Source organism: Streptomyces griseobrunneus, from assembly GCF_046713465.1.
Lineage (GTDB): Bacteria > Actinomycetota > Actinomycetes > Streptomycetales > Streptomycetaceae > Streptomyces > Streptomyces microflavus.
In genome coordinates, this window is record NZ_CP177080.1 from 4,985,991 (window position 1) to 5,005,292 (window position 19,302).

The 19,302-nt window shown below is 66.7% G+C and carries 11 protein-coding genes and 3 rRNA genes; 9 read left to right on the forward strand and 5 right to left on the reverse strand.

Going from position 1 to position 19,302, the window contains the following annotated elements; all coding sequences use genetic code 11:
* Positions 1-648: 648 nt before the first annotated feature.
* From ACK8N7_RS22765 to rrf, 3 genes are all read left to right on the forward strand, one after another.
* Positions 649-2,174 (forward strand): 16S ribosomal RNA (locus ACK8N7_RS22765).
* A gap of 303 nt (positions 2,175-2,477) precedes the next feature.
* Positions 2,478-5,603 (forward strand): 23S ribosomal RNA (locus ACK8N7_RS22770).
* 79 nt (positions 5,604-5,682) lie between these two features.
* Positions 5,683-5,799 (forward strand): 5S ribosomal RNA (rrf, locus tag ACK8N7_RS22775).
* Together the 16S, 23S and 5S rRNA genes form the textbook arrangement of a ribosomal RNA operon.
* A 200-nt stretch (positions 5,800-5,999) precedes the next feature.
* Here the strand turns inward: rrf and ACK8N7_RS22780 are convergent.
* The 5 genes from ACK8N7_RS22780 to ACK8N7_RS22800 are packed head-to-tail and all read right to left on the reverse strand — an operon-like array spanning position 6,000 to position 11,483.
* Positions 6,000-7,313 (reverse strand): DUF58 domain-containing protein, encoded by a 1,314-nt coding sequence (locus ACK8N7_RS22780; RefSeq protein ID WP_403213396.1) that lies wholly within the window; start codon positions 7,311-7,313, stop codon positions 6,000-6,002.
* 10 nt (positions 7,314-7,323) lie between these two features.
* On the reverse strand, positions 7,324-8,343 hold the full coding sequence (locus ACK8N7_RS22785) for an AAA family ATPase (protein ID WP_031125268.1): 1,020 nt from the start codon (positions 8,341-8,343) through the stop codon (positions 7,324-7,326).
* Positions 8,340-9,581 (reverse strand): DUF4350 domain-containing protein, encoded by a 1,242-nt coding sequence (locus ACK8N7_RS22790; RefSeq protein WP_500443942.1) that lies wholly within the window; start codon positions 9,579-9,581, stop codon positions 8,340-8,342. Before ACK8N7_RS22790 ends, ACK8N7_RS22785 begins: the two co-directional genes overlap by 4 nt.
* The gene (locus ACK8N7_RS22795) at positions 9,578-10,267 is read right to left on the reverse strand and encodes a DUF4129 domain-containing protein (protein ID WP_403213392.1); all 690 of its coding nucleotides are present in this window, start codon (positions 10,265-10,267) and stop codon (positions 9,578-9,580) included. Before ACK8N7_RS22795 ends, ACK8N7_RS22790 begins: the two co-directional genes overlap by 4 nt.
* Positions 10,268-10,271: 4 nt before the next feature.
* Positions 10,272-11,483, reverse strand: coding sequence for a DUF7847 domain-containing protein (locus ACK8N7_RS22800; RefSeq protein WP_403213390.1), 1,212 nt, complete (start codon positions 11,481-11,483; stop codon positions 10,272-10,274).
* Between the two features lie 140 nt (positions 11,484-11,623).
* Between ACK8N7_RS22800 and mtnA the strand changes: the two genes are divergently transcribed.
* The 6 genes from mtnA to hpf all read left to right on the forward strand — a co-directional run bounded on the left by mtnA (position 11,624) and on the right by hpf (position 19,154).
* Positions 11,624-12,760, forward strand: coding sequence for an S-methyl-5-thioribose-1-phosphate isomerase (mtnA, locus tag ACK8N7_RS22805; protein ID WP_403213388.1), 1,137 nt, complete (start codon positions 11,624-11,626; stop codon positions 12,758-12,760).
* 4 nt (positions 12,761-12,764) lie between these two features.
* Positions 12,765-13,454, forward strand: coding sequence for a two-component system response regulator MtrA (gene mtrA / locus ACK8N7_RS22810; protein ID WP_007448372.1), 690 nt, complete (start codon positions 12,765-12,767; stop codon positions 13,452-13,454).
* Position 13,455: 1 nt separating this feature from the next.
* The gene (mtrB, locus tag ACK8N7_RS22815) at positions 13,456-15,483 is read left to right on the forward strand and encodes an MtrAB system histidine kinase MtrB (RefSeq protein ID WP_403213386.1); all 2,028 of its coding nucleotides are present in this window, start codon (positions 13,456-13,458) and stop codon (positions 15,481-15,483) included.
* Between the two features lie 34 nt (positions 15,484-15,517).
* Positions 15,518-17,350, forward strand: coding sequence for an LpqB family beta-propeller domain-containing protein (locus ACK8N7_RS22820; RefSeq protein WP_403213432.1), 1,833 nt, complete (start codon positions 15,518-15,520; stop codon positions 17,348-17,350).
* A gap of 55 nt (positions 17,351-17,405) precedes the next feature.
* On the forward strand, positions 17,406-18,134 hold the full coding sequence (locus ACK8N7_RS22825) for a ComF family protein (protein WP_500443945.1): 729 nt from the start codon (positions 17,406-17,408) through the stop codon (positions 18,132-18,134).
* Between the two features lie 330 nt (positions 18,135-18,464).
* Positions 18,465-19,154 (forward strand): ribosome hibernation-promoting factor, HPF/YfiA family, encoded by a 690-nt coding sequence (gene hpf / locus ACK8N7_RS22830; RefSeq protein ID WP_018512285.1) that lies wholly within the window; start codon positions 18,465-18,467, stop codon positions 19,152-19,154.
* The last annotated feature ends 148 nt before the right edge of the window (positions 19,155-19,302 follow it).

Below are 19,302 nucleotides of genomic sequence, written 5' to 3' on the forward strand. Positions count from 1 at the left end.
AACCGTTGACACGGTCGATGTGGGGAGGTAGATTTAAACGGTTGCCTCGAACTAGACAGGTTCGGGTAAACCGCGTAGTATTTACCTCGCTCGTACCGGGAAGTTCGTATATCCCGCAGAGCCAGATGATCCCCTTCATTTCGAAAACGCAGACCGTTCATTCGGTCGACGCGCTTCTGATAAAGTCGGATCCGCCGAAAGGCAAGGCCACTCCACAGGTCACTGGAAATCGAATTCGGACCGGAAACGGAACGAAAAAGAGTCTGGTAAAGTTGGAACCGCCGGAAAGGGAAAACGCGAAAGCGAGGAACCTCGAAAGCACCCCGCTTCGACCGGGAATCGGACACGAAAGAGTCTGATAGAGTCGGAAACGCAAGAACGAAGGGAAGCGCCCGGAGGGCCCCGGTGAAACGGGACCGAAGGAAGCGTCCGTTCCTTGAGAACTCAACAGCGTGCCAAAAGTCAACGCCAGATATGTTGATACCCCGGCCTGCTTCGGCAGGTTGGTGGTTCCTTTGAAAAGTCCTGCACGGATCACTTCGGTGACACCGGGCAGGCAATTACACAGCGAGGACGCTGAGAACAACGGGTCTTATTCCGACCGGTTGTTCCGCTCTCGTGATGTGTGCACCCGATTACGGGTAAACATTCACGGAGAGTTTGATCCTGGCTCAGGACGAACGCTGGCGGCGTGCTTAACACATGCAAGTCGAACGATGAAGCCTTTCGGGGTGGATTAGTGGCGAACGGGTGAGTAACACGTGGGCAATCTGCCCTTCACTCTGGGACAAGCCCTGGAAACGGGGTCTAATACCGGATAACACTCTGTCCTGCATGGGACGGGGTTAAAAGCTCCGGCGGTGAAGGATGAGCCCGCGGCCTATCAGCTTGTTGGTGGGGTAATGGCCTACCAAGGCGACGACGGGTAGCCGGCCTGAGAGGGCGACCGGCCACACTGGGACTGAGACACGGCCCAGACTCCTACGGGAGGCAGCAGTGGGGAATATTGCACAATGGGCGAAAGCCTGATGCAGCGACGCCGCGTGAGGGATGACGGCCTTCGGGTTGTAAACCTCTTTCAGCAGGGAAGAAGCGAAAGTGACGGTACCTGCAGAAGAAGCGCCGGCTAACTACGTGCCAGCAGCCGCGGTAATACGTAGGGCGCAAGCGTTGTCCGGAATTATTGGGCGTAAAGAGCTCGTAGGCGGCTTGTCACGTCGGATGTGAAAGCCCGGGGCTTAACCCCGGGTCTGCATTCGATACGGGCTAGCTAGAGTGTGGTAGGGGAGATCGGAATTCCTGGTGTAGCGGTGAAATGCGCAGATATCAGGAGGAACACCGGTGGCGAAGGCGGATCTCTGGGCCATTACTGACGCTGAGGAGCGAAAGCGTGGGGAGCGAACAGGATTAGATACCCTGGTAGTCCACGCCGTAAACGTTGGGAACTAGGTGTTGGCGACATTCCACGTCGTCGGTGCCGCAGCTAACGCATTAAGTTCCCCGCCTGGGGAGTACGGCCGCAAGGCTAAAACTCAAAGGAATTGACGGGGGCCCGCACAAGCAGCGGAGCATGTGGCTTAATTCGACGCAACGCGAAGAACCTTACCAAGGCTTGACATATACCGGAAAGCATCAGAGATGGTGCCCCCCTTGTGGTCGGTATACAGGTGGTGCATGGCTGTCGTCAGCTCGTGTCGTGAGATGTTGGGTTAAGTCCCGCAACGAGCGCAACCCTTGTTCTGTGTTGCCAGCATGCCCTTCGGGGTGATGGGGACTCACAGGAGACTGCCGGGGTCAACTCGGAGGAAGGTGGGGACGACGTCAAGTCATCATGCCCCTTATGTCTTGGGCTGCACACGTGCTACAATGGCCGGTACAATGAGCTGCGATGCCGCGAGGCGGAGCGAATCTCAAAAAGCCGGTCTCAGTTCGGATTGGGGTCTGCAACTCGACCCCATGAAGTCGGAGTTGCTAGTAATCGCAGATCAGCATTGCTGCGGTGAATACGTTCCCGGGCCTTGTACACACCGCCCGTCACGTCACGAAAGTCGGTAACACCCGAAGCCGGTGGCCCAACCCCTTGTGGGAGGGAGCTGTCGAAGGTGGGACTGGCGATTGGGACGAAGTCGTAACAAGGTAGCCGTACCGGAAGGTGCGGCTGGATCACCTCCTTTCTAAGGAGCATCTAGATTCCGCAAGGAATCGAGAGCCACTACGTCGACAAATGTTCGACGGTGGTCAGCTCATGGGTGGAACGTTGACTATTCGGCGCGACAGGTTGATCACTGCTAGTACTGCTCCTCGGAGCGTGGAATGTGGTGGTGGATCGGTCGGGCCGGGCACGTTGTTGGGTATCTGAGGGTACGGGCTCGTTTGAGTCTGTCCTTCGGTTGCCGGCCCCAGTGAACTCGTCCTAGGACGGGGTGATGGGTGGCTGGTCGTTGTTTGAGAACTGCACAGTGGACGCGAGCATCTGTGGCCAAGTTTTTAAGGGCGCACGGTGGATGCCTTGGCACCAGGAACCGATGAAGGACGTGGGAGGCCACGATAGTCCCCGGGGAGCTGTCAACCAAGCTTTGATCCGGGGGTTTCCGAATGGGGAAACCCGGCAGTCGTCATGGGCTGTCACCCGCTGCTGAACACATAGGCAGTGTGGAGGGAACGAGGGGAAGTGAAACATCTCAGTACCCTCAGGAAGAGAAAACAACCGTGATTCCGGGAGTAGTGGCGAGCGAAACTGGATGAGGCCAAACCGTATGTGTGTGATACCCGGCAGGGGTTGCGCATGCGGGGTTGTGGGATCTCTTTTTCATAGTCTGCCGACTGTGAGACGAGTCAGAAACCGTTGATGTAGGCGAAGGACATGCGAAAGGTCCGGCGTAGAGGGTAAGACCCCCGTAGCTGAAACATCAACGGCTCGTTTAAGAGACACCCAAGTAGCACGGGGCCCGAGAAATCCCGTGTGAATCTGGCGGGACCACCCGCTAAGCCTAAATATTCCCTGGTGACCGATAGCGGATAGTACCGTGAGGGAATGGTGAAAAGTACCGCGGGAGCGGAGTGAAATAGTACCTGAAACCGTGTGCCTACAAGCCGTGGGAGCGTCGCTGTATGTGCTTGCACATGCAGTCGTGACTGCGTGCCTTTTGAAGAATGAGCCTGCGAGTTAGCGGTGTGTAGCGAGGTTAACCCGTGTGGGGAAGCCGTAGCGAAAGCGAGTCCGAATAGGGCGATTGAGTTGCACGCTCTAGACCCGAAGCGGAGTGATCTAGCCATGGGCAGGTTGAAGCGGAGGTAAGACTTCGTGGAGGACCGAACCCACCAGGGTTGAAAACCTGGGGGATGACCTGTGGTTAGGGGTGAAAGGCCAATCAAACTCCGTGATAGCTGGTTCTCCCCGAAATGCATTTAGGTGCAGCGTCGTGTGTTTCTTGCCGGAGGTAGAGCACTGGATAGGCGATGGGCCCTACCGGGTTACTGACCTTAGCCAAACTCCGAATGCCGGTAAGTGAGAGCACGGCAGTGAGACTGTGGGGGATAAGCTCCATGGTCGAGAGGGAAACAGCCCAGAGCATCGACTAAGGCCCCTAAGCGTACGCTAAGTGGGAAAGGATGTGGAGTCGCAGAGACAACCAGGAGGTTGGCTTAGAAGCAGCCACCCTTGAAAGAGTGCGTAATAGCTCACTGGTCAAGTGATTCCGCGCCGACAATGTAGCGGGGCTCAAGCGTACCGCCGAAGTCGTGTCATTCATACACATAGGGCCAACGCCCGTATGGATGGGTAGGGGAGCGTCGTGTGCCGGGTGAAGCAGCCGCGGAAGCGAGTTGTGGACGGTTCACGAGTGAGAATGCAGGCATGAGTAGCGATACACACGTGAGAAACGTGTGCGCCGATTGACTAAGGGTTCCTGGGTCAAGCTGATCTGCCCAGGGTAAGTCGGGACCTAAGGCGAGGCCGACAGGCGTAGTCGATGGACAACCGGTTGATATTCCGGTACCCGCTTTGAAACGCCCAGTACTGAATCAGGCGATGCTAAGTCCGTGAAGCCGGCCCGATCTCTTCGGAGTTGAGGGTAGTGGTGGAGCCGATGAACCAGACTTGTAGTAGGTAAGCGATGGGGTGACGCAGGAAGGTAGTCCAGCCCGGGCGGTGGTTGTCCCGGGGTAAGGGTGTAGCCCGTGTGGTAGGTAAATCCGTCACACGTTAAGGGTGAGACCTGATGCCGAGCCGATTGTGGTGAAGTGGATGATCCTATGCTGTCGAGAAAAGCCTCTAGCGAGTTTCATGGCGGCCCGTACCCTAAACCGACTCAGGTGGTCAGGTAGAGAATACCGAGGCGTTCGGGTGAACTATGGTTAAGGAACTCGGCAAAATGCCCCCGTAACTTCGGGAGAAGGGGGGCCATCACTGGTGATTGGATTTACTCCATGAGCTGGGGGTGGCCGCAGAGACCAGCGAGAAGCGACTGTTTACTAAAAACACAGGTCCGTGCGAAGCCGTAAGGCGATGTATACGGACTGACGCCTGCCCGGTGCTGGAACGTTAAGGGGACCGGTTAGTGCACTTTCGGGTGTGCGAAGCTGAGAACTTAAGCGCCAGTAAACGGCGGTGGTAACTATAACCATCCTAAGGTAGCGAAATTCCTTGTCGGGTAAGTTCCGACCTGCACGAATGGCGTAACGACTTCTCGACTGTCTCAACCATAGGCCCGGTGAAATTGCACTACGAGTAAAGATGCTCGTTTCGCGCAGCAGGACGGAAAGACCCCGGGACCTTTACTATAGTTTGATATTGGTGTTCGGTTCGGCTTGTGTAGGATAGGTGGGAGACTTTGAAGCGGCCACGCCAGTGGTTGTGGAGTCGTCGTTGAAATACCACTCTGGTCGTGCTGGATGTCTAACCTGGGTCCGTGATCCGGATCAGGGACAGTGTCTGATGGGTAGTTTAACTGGGGCGGTTGCCTCCTAAAGAGTAACGGAGGCGCCCAAAGGTTCCCTCAGCCTGGTTGGCAATCAGGTGTTGAGTGTAAGTGCACAAGGGAGCTTGACTGTGAGACCGACGGGTCGAGCAGGGACGAAAGTCGGGACTAGTGATCCGGCAGTGGCTTGTGGAAGCGCTGTCGCTCAACGGATAAAAGGTACCCCGGGGATAACAGGCTGATCTTCCCCAAGAGTCCATATCGACGGGATGGTTTGGCACCTCGATGTCGGCTCGTCGCATCCTGGGGCTGGAGTCGGTCCCAAGGGTTGGGCTGTTCGCCCATTAAAGCGGTACGCGAGCTGGGTTTAGAACGTCGTGAGACAGTTCGGTCCCTATCCGCTGCGCGCGCAGGAATATTGAGAAGGGCTGTCCCTAGTACGAGAGGACCGGGACGGACGAACCTCTGGTGTGCCAGTTGTCCTGCCAAGGGCATGGCTGGTTGGCTACGTTCGGAAAGGATAACCGCTGAAAGCATCTAAGCGGGAAGCCTGCTTCGAGATGAGTATTCCCACCCCCTTTGAGGGGTTAAGGCTCCCAGTAGACGACTGGGTTGATAGGCCAGATGTGGAAGCCCGGTAACGGGTGGAGCTGACTGGTACTAATAGGCCGAGGGCTTGTCCTCAGTTGCTCGCGTCCACTGTGTTGGTTCTGAAATAACGAACTGCCGTGTTGTTGTCCGGTGTTGGTTAATTTCATAGTGTTTCGGTGGTCATTGCGTTAGGGAAACGCCCGGTTACATTCCGAACCCGGAAGCTAAGCCTTTCAGCGCCGATGGTACTGCAGGGGGGACCCTGTGGGAGAGTAGGACGCCGCCGAACAATTTTTCCGGGAAAGCCCCGTGCCATTGGCACGGGGCTTTTCTGCGTTCACGGGGCATTCCTGAACGCAGCTTGGGCTCTTTGGAGCCCGGTGAGCGATGCACGAGAGACAGCCCATCGCTCACCGGAGGTCTTCTGCGGTAGGGGCGCCGTCCTCAGAGGCGCCAGAGATGTCAGTGACGCGGGTGACACCAGCGATGTCAGAGACGGCCTGCGGCCTTGAGCGCCAGATAAGCGTCGGCGAGTGCCGGGGCGAGCCTGTCCGGGGTGGCGTCCACGACGACGACGCCATGGCGCTGGAGTTTCTCCGCCGTGCTGCGTCGTTCAGCTTGGGCCTGGGTGCCGGCGGCGGCGTCGTACACCGCGTCCACTGTTCCCCGGCCCTTCGTCATCTCCGTGATCCGCGGATCGGAGACCGCCGCCAGCAGAACCGTGTGGCGCCTGGTGAGTTGAGGGAGCAGGGGGAGGAGCCCCTCCTCGATGGGGGCGGCCTCCAGAGTCGTCAGCAGAACGATCAATGACCCGCGAGGGGCATTGGAGAGGGCTGCGGTGCTGAGCCCTCTGGCGTCCGTCTCGACGAGCTCGGGCTCCAGTGAGGCGAGGGCGTTGACCACCGTCGCCAGGACGTCGCCTGCCGCGGTTCGGCCCTGTACTCGGGCTCGGACGCGGCGGTCGTAGGCGAGGAGGTCCACGCGGTCGCCGGCGCGCGTTGCGAGGGCGGTGAGGAGAAGCGTGGCGTCCATGGCCGCATCGAGGCGGGGGACGTCGCCGACCCGGCCTGCGGAGGTGCGGCCGGTGTCCAGGACGATCAGGATGTGGCGGTCGCGTTCGGGACGCCATGTCCGGACCGCGACGGCCGACTGGCGTGCCGTTGCCCGCCAGTCGATGGAGCGGGTGTCGTCACCCGGAACGTACGCCCGCAGACTGTCGAACTCCGTGCCCTCACCCCGCGTCAGAACGCTGGTGCGGCCGTCGAGTTCTCTGAGCCGGGCGAGCCTGGACGGCAGGTGCTTCCGGCTGGTGAACGGGGGCAGTACCCGCACGGTCCACGGGACGCGGTGGTGGCCCTGGCGCGCGGCGAGGCGGAGCGGGCCGAACGAGCGGACCGTGATGCGCTCGGCCTGGCGGTCGCCGCGGCGGGTCGGACGCAGAACGGTGGCGAGACGTCGCTGTTCACCGGGCGGGACCGTCAGCGTGTGGCGCGACGAGGCCTGTTCGGTGCCGGTGGGCCAGCTGCTCGGCGGCCAGGCATCGCGGAGCTGGGCCCGGAGGCGGCGTCGCGAGCTGTTGGTCACGGTGAGTTGCACTTCCGCCGCGTCACCAAGTCGAACAGATGTATCACCGGATCGGGTGAATCGGAGCGTTCGCACTGGCGCTGCCAGGGCGTAGTCGCACAGAATCGCTAGTGAGAGCGGTGCGTTGACCGCGAGCATCCCGGTCCAGCTCGGAGCGAAGATGCCTACGGGGAGTGATCCCAGTGCGGCCAGCAGTGCGGTACGTCCGGTGAGGGCCATGGTCACCGCCTCATCGGGGTACGGGGACGTGGGCGAGCACCGAGGTGATGACGGAATCGGGGGTGACTCCCTCCATTTCCGCCTCGGGCCGCAGGTGGATGCGATGACGGAGTGTGGGGAGTGCCAAGGCCTTCACGTCGTCCGGGGTGACGTAGTCCCGGCCGGTGAGCCAGGCCCAGGCGCGTGCGGTCGAGAGCAGTGCGGTGGCGCCTCGGGGGGAGACGCCAAGAGCGAGCGAGGGGGATTCGCGCGTGGCACGACAGATATCCACTACATAGCCGGCGATCTCGGGGGAGACCGAGGTCTTGGCGACGGCTGAGCGTGCCGCCTCCAGGTCGGCCGGTCCTGCGACGGGCCGTATGCCTGCCGCTTTGAGGTCTCGGGGGTTGAAGCCGTCGGCGTGACGGGTGAGGACGTTGATCTCGTCGTGCCGGGATGGGAGAGGGACCGTCAGCTTGAGCAGGAAGCGGTCCAGTTGGGCTTCCGGGAGCGGATAAGTGCCCTCGTATTCGACGGGGTTCTGGGTGGCGGCGACGAGGAAGGGGTCCGGCAGCAGTCGGGGGGTGCCGTCGACAGTGACCTGACGCTCTTCCATGGCTTCCAGGAGGGAGGCCTGCGTCTTGGGAGGGGTGCGGTTGATCTCGTCGGCGAGCAGCAGGTTGGTGAAGACCGGGCCGGGCTGGAAGGAGAACTCGGCGGTGCGGGCGTCATAGACGAGTGAGCCCGTCACATCGCTAGGCATCAGATCGGGGGTGAACTGGACGCGCTTGGTGTCGAGTTCGAGGGAGGCGGCGAGGGCCCGGACCAGCAGGGTCTTGGCGACGCCGGGGACGCCTTCGAGGAGTACGTGCCCGCGGCAGAGCAGTGCGACGACGAGTCCGGTGACAGCCGGGTCCTGGCCGACGACGGCCTTGGCTATCTCGGAGCGGAGGGCTTCCAAGGACGCGCGGGCGCCGTCGGCGGGCTCCGGGGCCGCAGGGGTCACGGGGACCGCTGTCGGTTCGGCCGGCTCGGGGGTCGGGGCGCTCATGAAGTGCGTACCTCTCTTTCGAGGGCGTCGAGGTGCTCGGCCAGCAGGACAAGGGCCGCGTCGGTGGCGGGGGCCGGGCCGAAGAGCAGGGTGCTCAGTTCGTCGCCTGTGGTGGTGGTGCGGGCGGACACGGCAGGGAGGAGAACGGCAGAGGTGTGCGCCTCGCGGGCGGTGACGTCGGCGATGCGGGCGATGCGGGTCCGGGCGGCGGCTCGGAGCGATTCGGCTGCCCGGTCACGGGCGTTGGCCTTGCGGTAGAGACCGGCGCGGCCTTCGGCGGATTCCGATGCGCGGATGGATACCGGCAGCCGTTCCATGACGAGGGGGCCGAGTCGGCGGCCACGCCAGATCGCGGCGAGGACTGCGGCGAGGGTGAGCTGGAGCGTTGCCCAGAGCCAGCCGGAGGGGATCAGGTCGAGGAAGCTGCTCTCGTCACCCGACGCTTCCTCCCCGTTGCCGCCACCGTCCTGTTCGTCGGAGACGCCGTCATCGCTGGTGGCGGATGGATCAGCCAGAGAGGGGAGGTACCAGACGAGATGGGTTCGCGAACCGAGGAGTTGCAGGGCGAGAGAGGCGTTTCCCTGTTGGTCGAGACGCTCGTTGTGGAGGAAGTCGGGGGAGCCGAGAAGAACGGTGTCGCCGTTTTCGCGGTCCTTGAGGACCAGCAGGGTGGGGGTTCCGTCGCTGGGGTAGCAGGCGGTGGCGGTGGAGTCCGTCGCCGTGTAGCGGATGCCCCCCATGTCCGCGGTGCCGGCGCTGCGGGCGGCGGGCAGTGTGCACGACGGGGAGAGCGCGCTCACCGGGCGGTGGGGCTCGGCGCGTATGCCGGGGGCCAGCCTGGATACGGCTGCTGGGCCCGGGGCGATCAGAAGGGTGCGGCCTGCGGAGGCGGCGGTCGCCGCGTGGAGCCGGCGCTGTTGCGACGGGGTGAGGATGTTGGGGCCGACGACCAGGAGCGTGGTGTCGGGTCCCGCCGCGGTGGTGGCTTCGTCGAGGGTCGTCGCGACGGTGACGGATATCCCGCGCGCCTGGAGGAGCTCCGCTGCGGCGCGGCTGCCCTTCGGGTCGGCGGAGCGGGGGTCGAGCTGCCCGTGGCCCTCGCCGGAGCGGACGGCGGCGAACGTGATGCCTGCGATCACGAGGATGAGCAGGGCGATCAGCAGCCCTCGCGCACGCGTCCAGAGCTGGTGCGGGGTGTTCGCCGTCGAGGTGGGGGAGGAGGCGGTGGCCGTGGTCATCCGGTGGCTCCCCGGGAGGCTCCGGGCAGCACGGGCTTTGCCTCGTCGAGCTCGGTGTCCAGGGCGCGCAGGGCCAGATATGTGGGTTGGCCCGCGGTGCGGCCGCCGTATGTGACGTCGTCGAAGTCCCGGGCGGCGGAGCGCAGCCGGGTGGCGTGGTCGGGCAGGGTGCGGCCCGCTTCCGCTGCGGCTTCGTCCGCCGTGCGGCCGGGGCGGGGGTCGAGCAGTGCGCGTTCCTCCAGCGACCGGACGATGGCGCGCATGCGTTCCTGGACGGCTTCGGTCCAGCGGAGGGCGGCGGCGTGCGCGTCGGCGGCGGCGCGGTGCTGGGCGGCGCTGCGGGGCCCGTCGTTCTCGAAGAGGGCGTCCGCCGGCCGGGAGGAGCGTTGCGGGGTGCCGAGCCGCCACCAGAGGGCGACGGCGAGGCCGATGACGACGAGGACCAGGACGACGAGTCCGGCCGGGCCGCCGGGGGCGGCGCCCGCGGCGGCGTCGAACACACCGGCGACCCAGTCCCAGACGTGGTTCAGGCCGCGCTGGAGGAAGTTCGGATCGTTCTCGTGGTACATCGGTTCGGAAAGCTCGCTCTCGGCCGCCTCCCGGGCGGGGACACGCGGAGTGTCCACGGGTATGTCGCCCGCGCCGATGACGTGCCGTGCTGCTGTGGTGCCCCCCGCCCCCGTCACCGCATCAGCTCCGAGGGGTGTCGGCGTCTTGGCCGGGCAGGCCCGCGGCCCGCGCGAGGTCGAGGTCGAGCGCCTCGCGGCGGATGCGCTGGTCCACGTAGAGCAGTGCCATCACACCGGCGAGGAACGGGTAGACCAGCGTGGAGACGATCACTTCACCGATGCCCGAGATGATCAGGAAGGGCCAGCCGAAGGAGGAGGCGCCGCCTTCGAGCAACTCGCTCATGTCGGTTCCGTCGGCGATGACCGCGATGATGCCGAAGGGGATGGAGACGACGAAGCTCACCAGGAGGACGAGCAGCTGGGTCAGCGCGAGGATCCCGAAGGTGCGCCACCAGGCGCCGCGGACCAGCTTCGCCGACCTGCGCAGCGAGGCGATGATGCCTTGCCGCTCCAGCATCAGGGCGGGGGCGGCGAGGGCGAAGCGGACGTACAGCCAGGGGATCACGACGCAGGCGGCGGTGAAGCCGAGGAGTGCGAGTGCCGCGCCGGCCTCGGAGCCCACCAGCAGGCCGGGACCGACGCAGACGGTCATGACCGCGGCGAAGATCAGGGGCAGCAGCAGGGTCAGCCCGGTCAGGGGGAGGATCCGCGGACGGGCTTCGGCCCAGGCTTCGGAGAGTGTGACGGGGCGGCCCAGCACCGAGCGGCTGATCACGACGGTGACGATGGATGCGGTGAAGAGGGTGGCGATCATCGTGAGGAGGACGACCGGGGCGAGGGAGACCAGTGTCGTGCGGGCGGATTCGGAGGCCTGGCGAAGGGCTTCGGTGCCGCTGGCGTTCGGGTCGACGTTGGTCGGCTCGGGCAGCAGGTAGCGCTGCATGAGGATGGCGGCGACCTGGGTGACCACGGAGACGGCGAGGCTGAAGCCGAGTGCGGTACGCCAGTGTGCGCGCAGGGCCGAGACGGAGCCGTCGAGGATCTCGCCGAGGCCCAGGGGGCGCAGCGGGATGACGCCGGGCTTGGCTGCCGGCGGATGTCCGCCCCAGCCCGGTCGCTGCGGGCCGCCGCCCCAGCCGGGGGCGGGCGGGGGCGCACCGGGGCCGCCTGCGGGGTTGCTCGGCGGGGACCACTGCCCGGGAGGGGGCTGTTCGGGGGACCACTGTCCCGCCGGCCCTTTCCCGTCCTGGGGCTCGGAGGGGCGGGGAATCGCCGCTTCCTGGCCGTCGGAGGGGGCAGATCCGGGCGTCGCCCAGCCCGGAGAGTCGTTCATTCTCGCTCCTTCACCGTCCTGACCGCTCATCGGGGCGGCAGGTTGGCAGCCATCGTGCCACGGGCCGGTGCGGTGCGGACCAGGAGCCTTCTCTCCCTCGTGCCTTCATTTGTGGGCGGCTCACCGGGCAGACTGGGCAGATGGCTGATCAGGACGCGCAATCGCCGGTGGGCAGTGAGCCTCCCGCGCTTCCCGTACTCCGTTGGGACGAGCTTCCGGAAGGTCCCGTACTGGTGCTCCTCGACCAGACGCGGCTGCCCGTGGAGGAGGTCGAGCTGGTGTGCACGGATGTGCCCGCGCTGGTGCGGGCGATCCGGACGCTGGCGGTGCGAGGGGCCCCGCTCCTCGGGATCGCCGGGGGATACGGGGTGGCGCTCGCGGCGGCACGGGGCTACGACGTGGCGGAGGCCGCCGGGCTGCTGGAGCGGGCGCGGCCCACCGCGGTGAATCTCGGTTACGGGGTGCGACGGGTGGCTGCGGCTTATGGGGCGGCGGCCGAGAAGGGGGCGGTGGAGGCCGCGGCCGTGGCGCTGGCCGAGGCGCGGGCCCTGCATCGGGAGGATGCCCAGGCCAGCAGGCGTATGGCGGAGTACGGGACGGCGCTGCTGGAGGAGCTGCTGCCGGGGCGCGGTTATCAGCTGCTGACCCACTGCAACACCGGGGCGCTGGTCTCCGGGGGTGAGGGGACGGCGTTCGCGGTGGCGCTGCGGGTGCACCGGCAGGGGCGGCTGCGCCGGCTGTGGGTGGACGAGACCAGGCCGCTGCTCCAGGGGGCGAGGCTCACGGCGTACGAGGCGGCGCGCAGCGGGATGGCGTACAGCCTGCTCACGGACAGTGCGGCGGGTTCCCTGTTCGCCGCGGGTGAGGTGGATGCCGTACTCATTGGGGCGGACCGCATTGCCGCAGACGGCTCGGTGGCCAACAAAGTGGGGAGCTATCCGTTGGCTGTGCTCGCGAAGTACCACCATGTGCCGTTCATCGTGGTGGCGCCGACGACGACCGTGGACATGGACACGGCGGAAGGCACATCGATCATCGTTGAGCAGCGTTCCGGGCAAGAAGTGACGGAGCTCACATCGCCGCAGGTCGTATCGGCGGGCGGTGGGGGTGGGATGGTCGTCGCACCCCTCGGGTCCCCGGCGTACAACCCGGCTTTCGACATCACGCCGCCGGAATTGATCACGGCGATCGTCACCGAGGAGGGTGTCATTTCCCCGGTCACAGGGGTCGGACTGGCCGAGCTGTGTGCCAGGTCATCGCAGGTAACGATTAGCTAATGGGATGATGTCGATTATGAAGGGACGCGTCCTTGTCGTCGACGACGACACCGCACTGGCCGAGATGCTCGGGATTGTGCTGCGTGGAGAAGGTTTCGAGCCGTCGTTCGTAGCGGACGGCGACAAGGCACTGGCCGCATTTCGTGAGGCCAAGCCGGACCTGGTGCTGCTCGACCTCATGCTGCCCGGAAGGGACGGCATCGAGGTGTGCAGGCTGATCAGGGCCGAGTCCGGTGTGCCGATCGTCATGCTCACTGCCAAGAGCGACACCGTCGATGTCGTGGTCGGCCTGGAATCAGGGGCCGACGACTACATCGTCAAGCCGTTCAAACCTAAGGAGTTGGTCGCCCGGATCAGGGCACGCCTGCGGCGGTCCGAAGAGCCCGCGCCGGAGCAGTTGACCATCGGTGACCTGGTCATCGACGTGGCCGGTCACTCCGTGAAGAGGGAGGGGCAGTCCATCGCCCTGACGCCGCTGGAGTTCGACCTGCTGGTCGCCCTCGCCCGCAAGCCGTGGCAGGTCTTCACCCGTGAGGTCCTGCTGGAGCAGGTCTGGGGCTACCGGCACGCGGCCGACACCCGGCTGGTGAACGTGCATGTCCAGCGGCTGCGTTCCAAGGTCGAGAAGGACCCGGAGCGGCCGGAGATCGTTGTGACCGTCCGAGGGGTCGGTTACAAGGCCGGACCGAGCTGACATGGCCCGAGGCAGCGCTGCTCCGATGCCCGGGGAGCCGGGAGTCCGTGCGGAGCGGGCTGCCGGTCCGGGACGGAAGGCTTCTCGTATGAGCCGTTACCTGCAGGGCGGCCGGTTGTTCCAGGACCGGACGCCCGGCGGGCCCGTACCGCGGTTGCTGATGCGGTGGGTGCGCCGTCCGTTGCTGCCCGCTGTGCGGTTGTGGCGGCGCAATCTGCAGCTCCGCGTCGTCGCGGGCACCCTGCTGATGTCCATGGGCGTGGTGCTGCTGCTCGGCTTCGTCGTGATCGGGCAGGTCCGCAACGGTCTGCTCGACGCGAAGAGCAAGGCCGCCCAGACCCAGGCCGCCGGCGGTTTCGCCGCGGCCCAGGAGAAGGCGAACGCCTCGCTGGCCCCCGGCGGACAGGGCACCGAGGGCCCCGACGGGCTCACCGCCAACACCTCCTGGCGCACCGAACTCGTCGACCAGCTCGCCAGCGGCGGCAAGAACGCCTTCAACGTGGTCGCGCTCAGCGCGGACTCGGCGAACGAGGGCGTCGGCAGCCGTGCGCCGCGTGGTTCCGGCAGCGTCGAGGCCTCCAGCGTGCCCGAGCGTCTGCGCCAGGACGTGGGCAAGGGGCAGGGCGCCTTCCAGACGTACTCCCTGATCCGGTACTCGTACGGCAAGGAGTCGCAGCCGGGGCTCGTCGTCGGCAAGCGGCTCTACGACATCGATCAGCACCCATACGAGCTGTACTACCTCTTCCCGCTCACCCAGGAGGAGAAGTCCCTGACGCTGGTCAGGACGACCCTGGCGACCGCCGGGCTCTTCGTCGTCGTCCTCCTCGGAGCCATCGCCTGGTTCGTGGTGCGGCAGGTCGTCACACCGGTACGGATGGCGGCCGGCATCGCCGAACGGCTTTCCGCCGGGAAGCTCCAGGAACGGATGAAGGTCACCGGCGAGGACGACATCGCCCGGCTCGGTGAGGCCTTCAACAAGATGGCGCAGAACCTTCAGCTGAAGATCCAGCAGCTGGAGGAGCTCTCCCGGATGCAGCGGCGCTTCGTCTCCGACGTCTCGCACGAGCTGAGGACCCCCCTCACGACCGTACGGATGGCCGCCGACGTCATCCATGAGGCCCGCGCCGACTTCGATCCCATCACCGCGCGCTCCGCCGAGCTGCTCGGCGACCAGCTCGACCGCTTCGAGTCGCTGCTCTCCGACCTGCTGGAGATCAGCCGGTTCGACGCGGGCGCCGCGGCGCTGGAGGCCGAGCCGATAGACCTGCGGCAAGTGGTGCACCGGGTGATCGGCGGTGCCGAACCGCTCGCCGAGCGCAAGGGCACCCGGATCCTGGTCGTCGGCGACGAACAGCCGGTGATCGCCGAGGCCGACGCCCGGCGCGTCGAGCGGGTGCTGCGCAACCTCGTGGTCAACGCCGTCGAGCACGGTGAGGGCCGGGACGTCATCGTGCGGATGGGTGTGGCCCAGGGCGCGGTCGCCGTGGCCGTACGGGACTACGGGGTCGGGCTCAAGCCCGGCGAGGCGACCCGTGTCTTCAACCGGTTCTGGCGTGCGGACCCGGCGCGGGCCCGGACGACCGGCGGGACCGGGCTCGGGCTATCGATCGCCGTCGAGGACGCCCGGCTGCACGGTGGCTGGCTCCAGGCCTGGGGCGAGCCGGGCGGCGGTTCCCAGTTCCGGCTGACCCTGCCGCGTACGGCGGACGAGCCGCTGCGCGGTTCGCCGATACCGCTGGAGCCCGAGGACTCGCGGCGCAACCGGGAGAACCGGGAGCGCGACGAGGCGTCGACGAGCGAGAACCGGCTGCTCTCCGTGCCGAACCAGCCCGGGTCGGCCAAGCGCTCGCCGCTGCCCGTGCCGGGCCGGGGTTCCGGGGTGCCGCACTCGGCCCCCGCCTCGGTGCATCCGGCGGCGCTGCCCGGCAACGGAGCACGTGTCGTGGCACGCCCGGCCCCGGAGCGTTCCGGCGGCGCGGGTTCCCCAGCGCGCCATTCCGACCAGGAGGACACCACTCGTGGGTACTGACCGCCGTCGTGGTGGCCCCGGACGCGGCGTGCGGATGTCCGCGCTGCTCGGCTGCTCCGTCATCGTGCTCGCAGGCTGCGGGGCGATGCCGGTGACCGGGGACGTCAAGGCGGTCGATGCCTCGCAGCCGGGGGACTCCCAGGTGCAGGTGTACGCGGTGGAGCCCCGGGAGGGCGCGGCGCCCAGCGAGATCGTCGACGGGTTCCTGGAGTCGATGACCAGCGACGACCCCGGCTTCCGGACCACGCGCAAGTACCTGAGCGCGAGCGCCTCCGAGACCTGGCAGCCGAGCGAGGGCACCACGGTGCTCGCCCAGGCCCCCAACCGCAGCGGCCCCCTGCTCCACGACGAGGTGCGCCGGGACTCCGAGACCTCCTACACGCTGACCGGTGAGAAGGTGGCGGCGGTCGACGCCCAGAGCTCCTACCAGCCGCTCGCCCCCACCGACTACTCCCAGATGCTGCACCTGGTCCGGGAGAAGCTGGCGGACGGGAAGATCGAGTGGCGCATCGACATCGTGCCGGACGGTCTGGTCCTCGGCCAGTCCGACTTCAAGCGGCTCTACCGCTCCGTGAACAAGTACTACTTCGCCACCGGGCGGACGAGCGGACAGCCGACGCTCGTCGCCGACCCCGTCTACGTACGCACCGGCACCGATCCGGTCACGCAGATGAGTACGGCGACACAGACGGTCAGGACGCTGCTGGAGGGCCCGACGAACTGGCTGCGGCCCGTGGTCGACTCCCGCTTCCCCACCGGGACCGCCCTGCGCAAGGACGTCGTCGCACTGGTACCCGACGATCAGAACGTGCTGAAGGTGCCGCTCAACGCCAAGGCCGACAAGGCGGGCCGGGCGGCCTGCCGGATGATGGCCGCCCAGGTGCTCTTCACCCTCCGGGACCTGACCTCCGCACGGGTCGAGCAGGTGGAGCTGGAGGGCGGACAGGGCCGGCTCTGCGCGCTGGACGCGGACGAGGCGGCGAAGTTCTCCACCGACAACAGCGGCTCCGACGGGCCCGACAGCCAGTACTTCATCGACGCCAAGGGCAGGGTCCAGCGGCTCCCCGGCGCCATGGAGGGCAGCGGTACACCCGAGGTGGTGCACGGCCCCCTCGGCGTCGGCACGGTCGTGATGGGCGCCGTCGGGGTGGCCCGGGACGAACAGCGGGCCGCCGCGGTCTCGGCCACCGGGCAGAACCTCTACGTCGCTTCCCTGACCGCCGAGGGGGAACTGGCCGCTCCCGTGGTGACCAGCGCGGCGAAGAAGGCCGCCGACCGGCTGTCGGCGCCGAGCTGGGACGGCCGGGGTGATCTGTGGGTCGCCGACCGCGACCAGGCACGACCGCGGCTGCTGCGGCTGGCCGAGGGGGAGGGCGCGCCGCAGGAGGTCCGCGTCCCCGGCCTGGACGGTGCGCGGATCGAGGAGCTGCGGCTGTCGGCTGACGGGGTGCGGATCGCCCTGCTGCTGACCAAGAACGGGCATACGACGCTGAAGATCGGCCGGGTCGAGCGGCGCGGGACCGACGAGGCGCCCGAGGTCTCGGTCGAGGACCTGCGCCAGGCCGCGCCGCAGCTCACGGATGTCACGGCCATCTCCTGGTCGGGCCGCAGCCGTCTTGTGGTGGTCGGCAAGGAGGCGGGCGGTGTCCAGCAGGTGCGGTACGTGCAGGCGGACGGTTCCACTCCGGCCTCCGGGGCCTCCGGGGTGCTGCCCGGCGTGAACCAGGTCCAGGCGGTCGCCGCGGCGGACGACGAGCTGCTTCCGCTGATGGCGGAGACCGAGGGCGACGGCATAGTGAAGCTCTCGCCGGGGGACAACTGGCAGACGGTCCTGGAGGAAGGCACCTCGCTGGTCTACCCGGGCTGATCGGAGGTTTTCCACAGGGGTGGCCGGTCCCGCGAGGGCCGGTCACTGTGGATCCATGCGGGATTGGTGGCGGGAGTTCTCCGGCCTGGTCCTGCCGGTGGCCTGTGCGGGCTGCGGCAGGCCGCGTACGGAGCTGTGCGCGGCGTGCGGGACCGCCCTGAGCGGGGTGCCGCCCCGCAGGGTGCGGCCCTCGCCCCGGCCCGCGGGGCTTCCGGCGGTATACGCCGCGGCACCCTACGAGAACGCCGTACGTGCGGTGCTGCTGGCCCACAAGGAGCGCGGGGCGCTCGGGCTCGCCGGACCCCTCGGACGGGCCCTGGCGGCCTCTGTGCGGGCCGGTACGGGGCAGGCGGGAGCCGTGGGGCCCCTGCTGCTGGTGCCGGTGCCCTCCGCGCGCTCCGCGACCGCGGCGCGCGGCCATGATCCGGTGCGCCGGATCGCCCGCGCCGCGGCGGAGGATCTGCGCCGCTCGGGCCGGCCGGCCCGGGTGCTCCCGGTGCTGCGGCAGCGCCGCGCGGTCGCCGATCAGTCGGGTCTCGGGGCGCAGAGTCGGCGGGTGAATCTCGCCGGGGCGCTGGAGGTGGCCCGAGGGGGAGAGCGGCTCCTCGCCCACGGGAGGGTGGTTCTGGTGGACGACCTGTTGACGACGGGATCGACGCTGGCCGAGGCAGCGCGGGCCGTCACCGAGGCGCTCGTGGGAGACCGGCGTCCTGCCGGTCGCGGAGCGTGCGCCGCGGCGGTCGTCTCTGCCTCTCCGTCCGCCTTCGAAATAAACCGGAACTGACCGAGAACTTGCATCGTCGCAGGTAATGGGAGGGCAAAACCCCCTGAACGGAGGTAAGTATCGGCAGCGGGTGCCGATACCCGGGTGTGCAGGCTATGTTCAGTTGTGAGGAACGGTGAAGGCCGAACCTCGATGAATGCACCATGAGGTTTCGGGCAGGTAACTCACCGATGGACCGGCAGCGATCGAGCCGGTCGGGTAGTGACCTCTCCGACGGGGGAGGAGGAGGCGAAAGTCACCGAGTCCGAGGCCCCTGGGGATCACCGGGGGCTGGTGCAAAAGGGAGATGCTCCGCCGTTGAAGCGGGGCGATCCGGGAACGGAGTTCTGCGTGGACATCGTCGTCAAGGGCCGCAAGACCGAGGTGCCCGAGCGGTTCCGCAAGCACGTGGCCGAGAAGCTGAAGCTGGACAAGATCCAGAAGTTCGACGGCAAGGTGATCAGCCTCGACGTCGAGGTGTCCAAGGAGCCGAATCCCCGTCAGGCCGACCGTTCCGACCGGGTGGAGATCACGCTCCGCTCGCGTGGGCCGGTCATCCGGGCGGAAGCGGCGGCGGGCGACCCGTACGCAGCGCTCGACCTGGCCACCGGAAAGCTGGAGGCCCGGCTGCGCAAGCAGCACGACAAGCGCTACAGCCGCCGGGGCAACGGCCGCCTGTCGGCCGCCGAGGTCGGGGACGTGGTGCCGGGTGTCGCCTCGTTCGACGAGGACGGCGAGCTGGTCGGCGAGCAGCCGTCGGAACCCGTACCGACCACCAAGGTCGGATCGATCGAGGTGCAGGGCGAAGGGCCTCTCGTGATGCGCGAGAAGACCCACACCGCCGCACCCATGGCGCTCGACCAGGCGCTCTACGAGATGGAACTGGTCGGGCACGACTTCTACTTGTTCGTCGACTCCGAGACGAAGGAGCCCAGTGTCGTCTACCGGCGACACGCCTACGACTACGGCGTCATCCACCTGAGGACCGACCCGCTCGCCGCTGACGAAGCAGGCGGCGCGGGTGGTGCGCTCGGCGGCTGACGCCACCCCGTCACGGTGCCCCTGGAGCGTTTTCACGCCACCGGGGGCACCTGCGCGCGAGGACAGGATCACCGCTTCTGCGTCCCGGCATGGAATCATGGCGTCCCAAGCCAATCGGTGGTCGGTGAAACGCCGTTGGGCGGACGAC

Bases quoted from the DNA above. Each gene is read 5' to 3' on its own strand.
- ACK8N7_RS22820 (WP_403213432.1), top strand. From the start codon at position 15,518: ATGTCCGCGCTGCTCGGCTGCTCCGTCATCGTGCTCGCAGGCTGCGGG.
- mtrB (WP_403213386.1), top strand. From the start codon at position 13,456: ATGGCCCGAGGCAGCGCTGCTCCGATGCCCGGGGAGCCGGGAGTCCGT.
- ACK8N7_RS22785 (WP_031125268.1), bottom strand. From the start codon at position 8,343: ATGAGCGCCCCGACCCCCGAGCCGGCCGAACCGACAGCGGTCCCCGTG.
- ACK8N7_RS22790 (WP_500443942.1), bottom strand. From the start codon at position 9,581: ATGACCACGGCCACCGCCTCCTCCCCCACCTCGACGGCGAACACCCCG.
- ACK8N7_RS22780 (WP_403213396.1), bottom strand. From the start codon at position 7,313: ATGGCCCTCACCGGACGTACCGCACTGCTGGCCGCACTGGGATCACTC.
- ACK8N7_RS22825 (WP_500443945.1), top strand. From the start codon at position 17,406: ATGCGGGATTGGTGGCGGGAGTTCTCCGGCCTGGTCCTGCCGGTGGCC.
- ACK8N7_RS22800 (WP_403213390.1), bottom strand. From the start codon at position 11,483: ATGAACGACTCTCCGGGCTGGGCGACGCCCGGATCTGCCCCCTCCGAC.
- mtnA (WP_403213388.1), top strand. From the start codon at position 11,624: ATGGCTGATCAGGACGCGCAATCGCCGGTGGGCAGTGAGCCTCCCGCG.
- mtrA (WP_007448372.1), top strand. From the start codon at position 12,765: ATGATGTCGATTATGAAGGGACGCGTCCTTGTCGTCGACGACGACACC.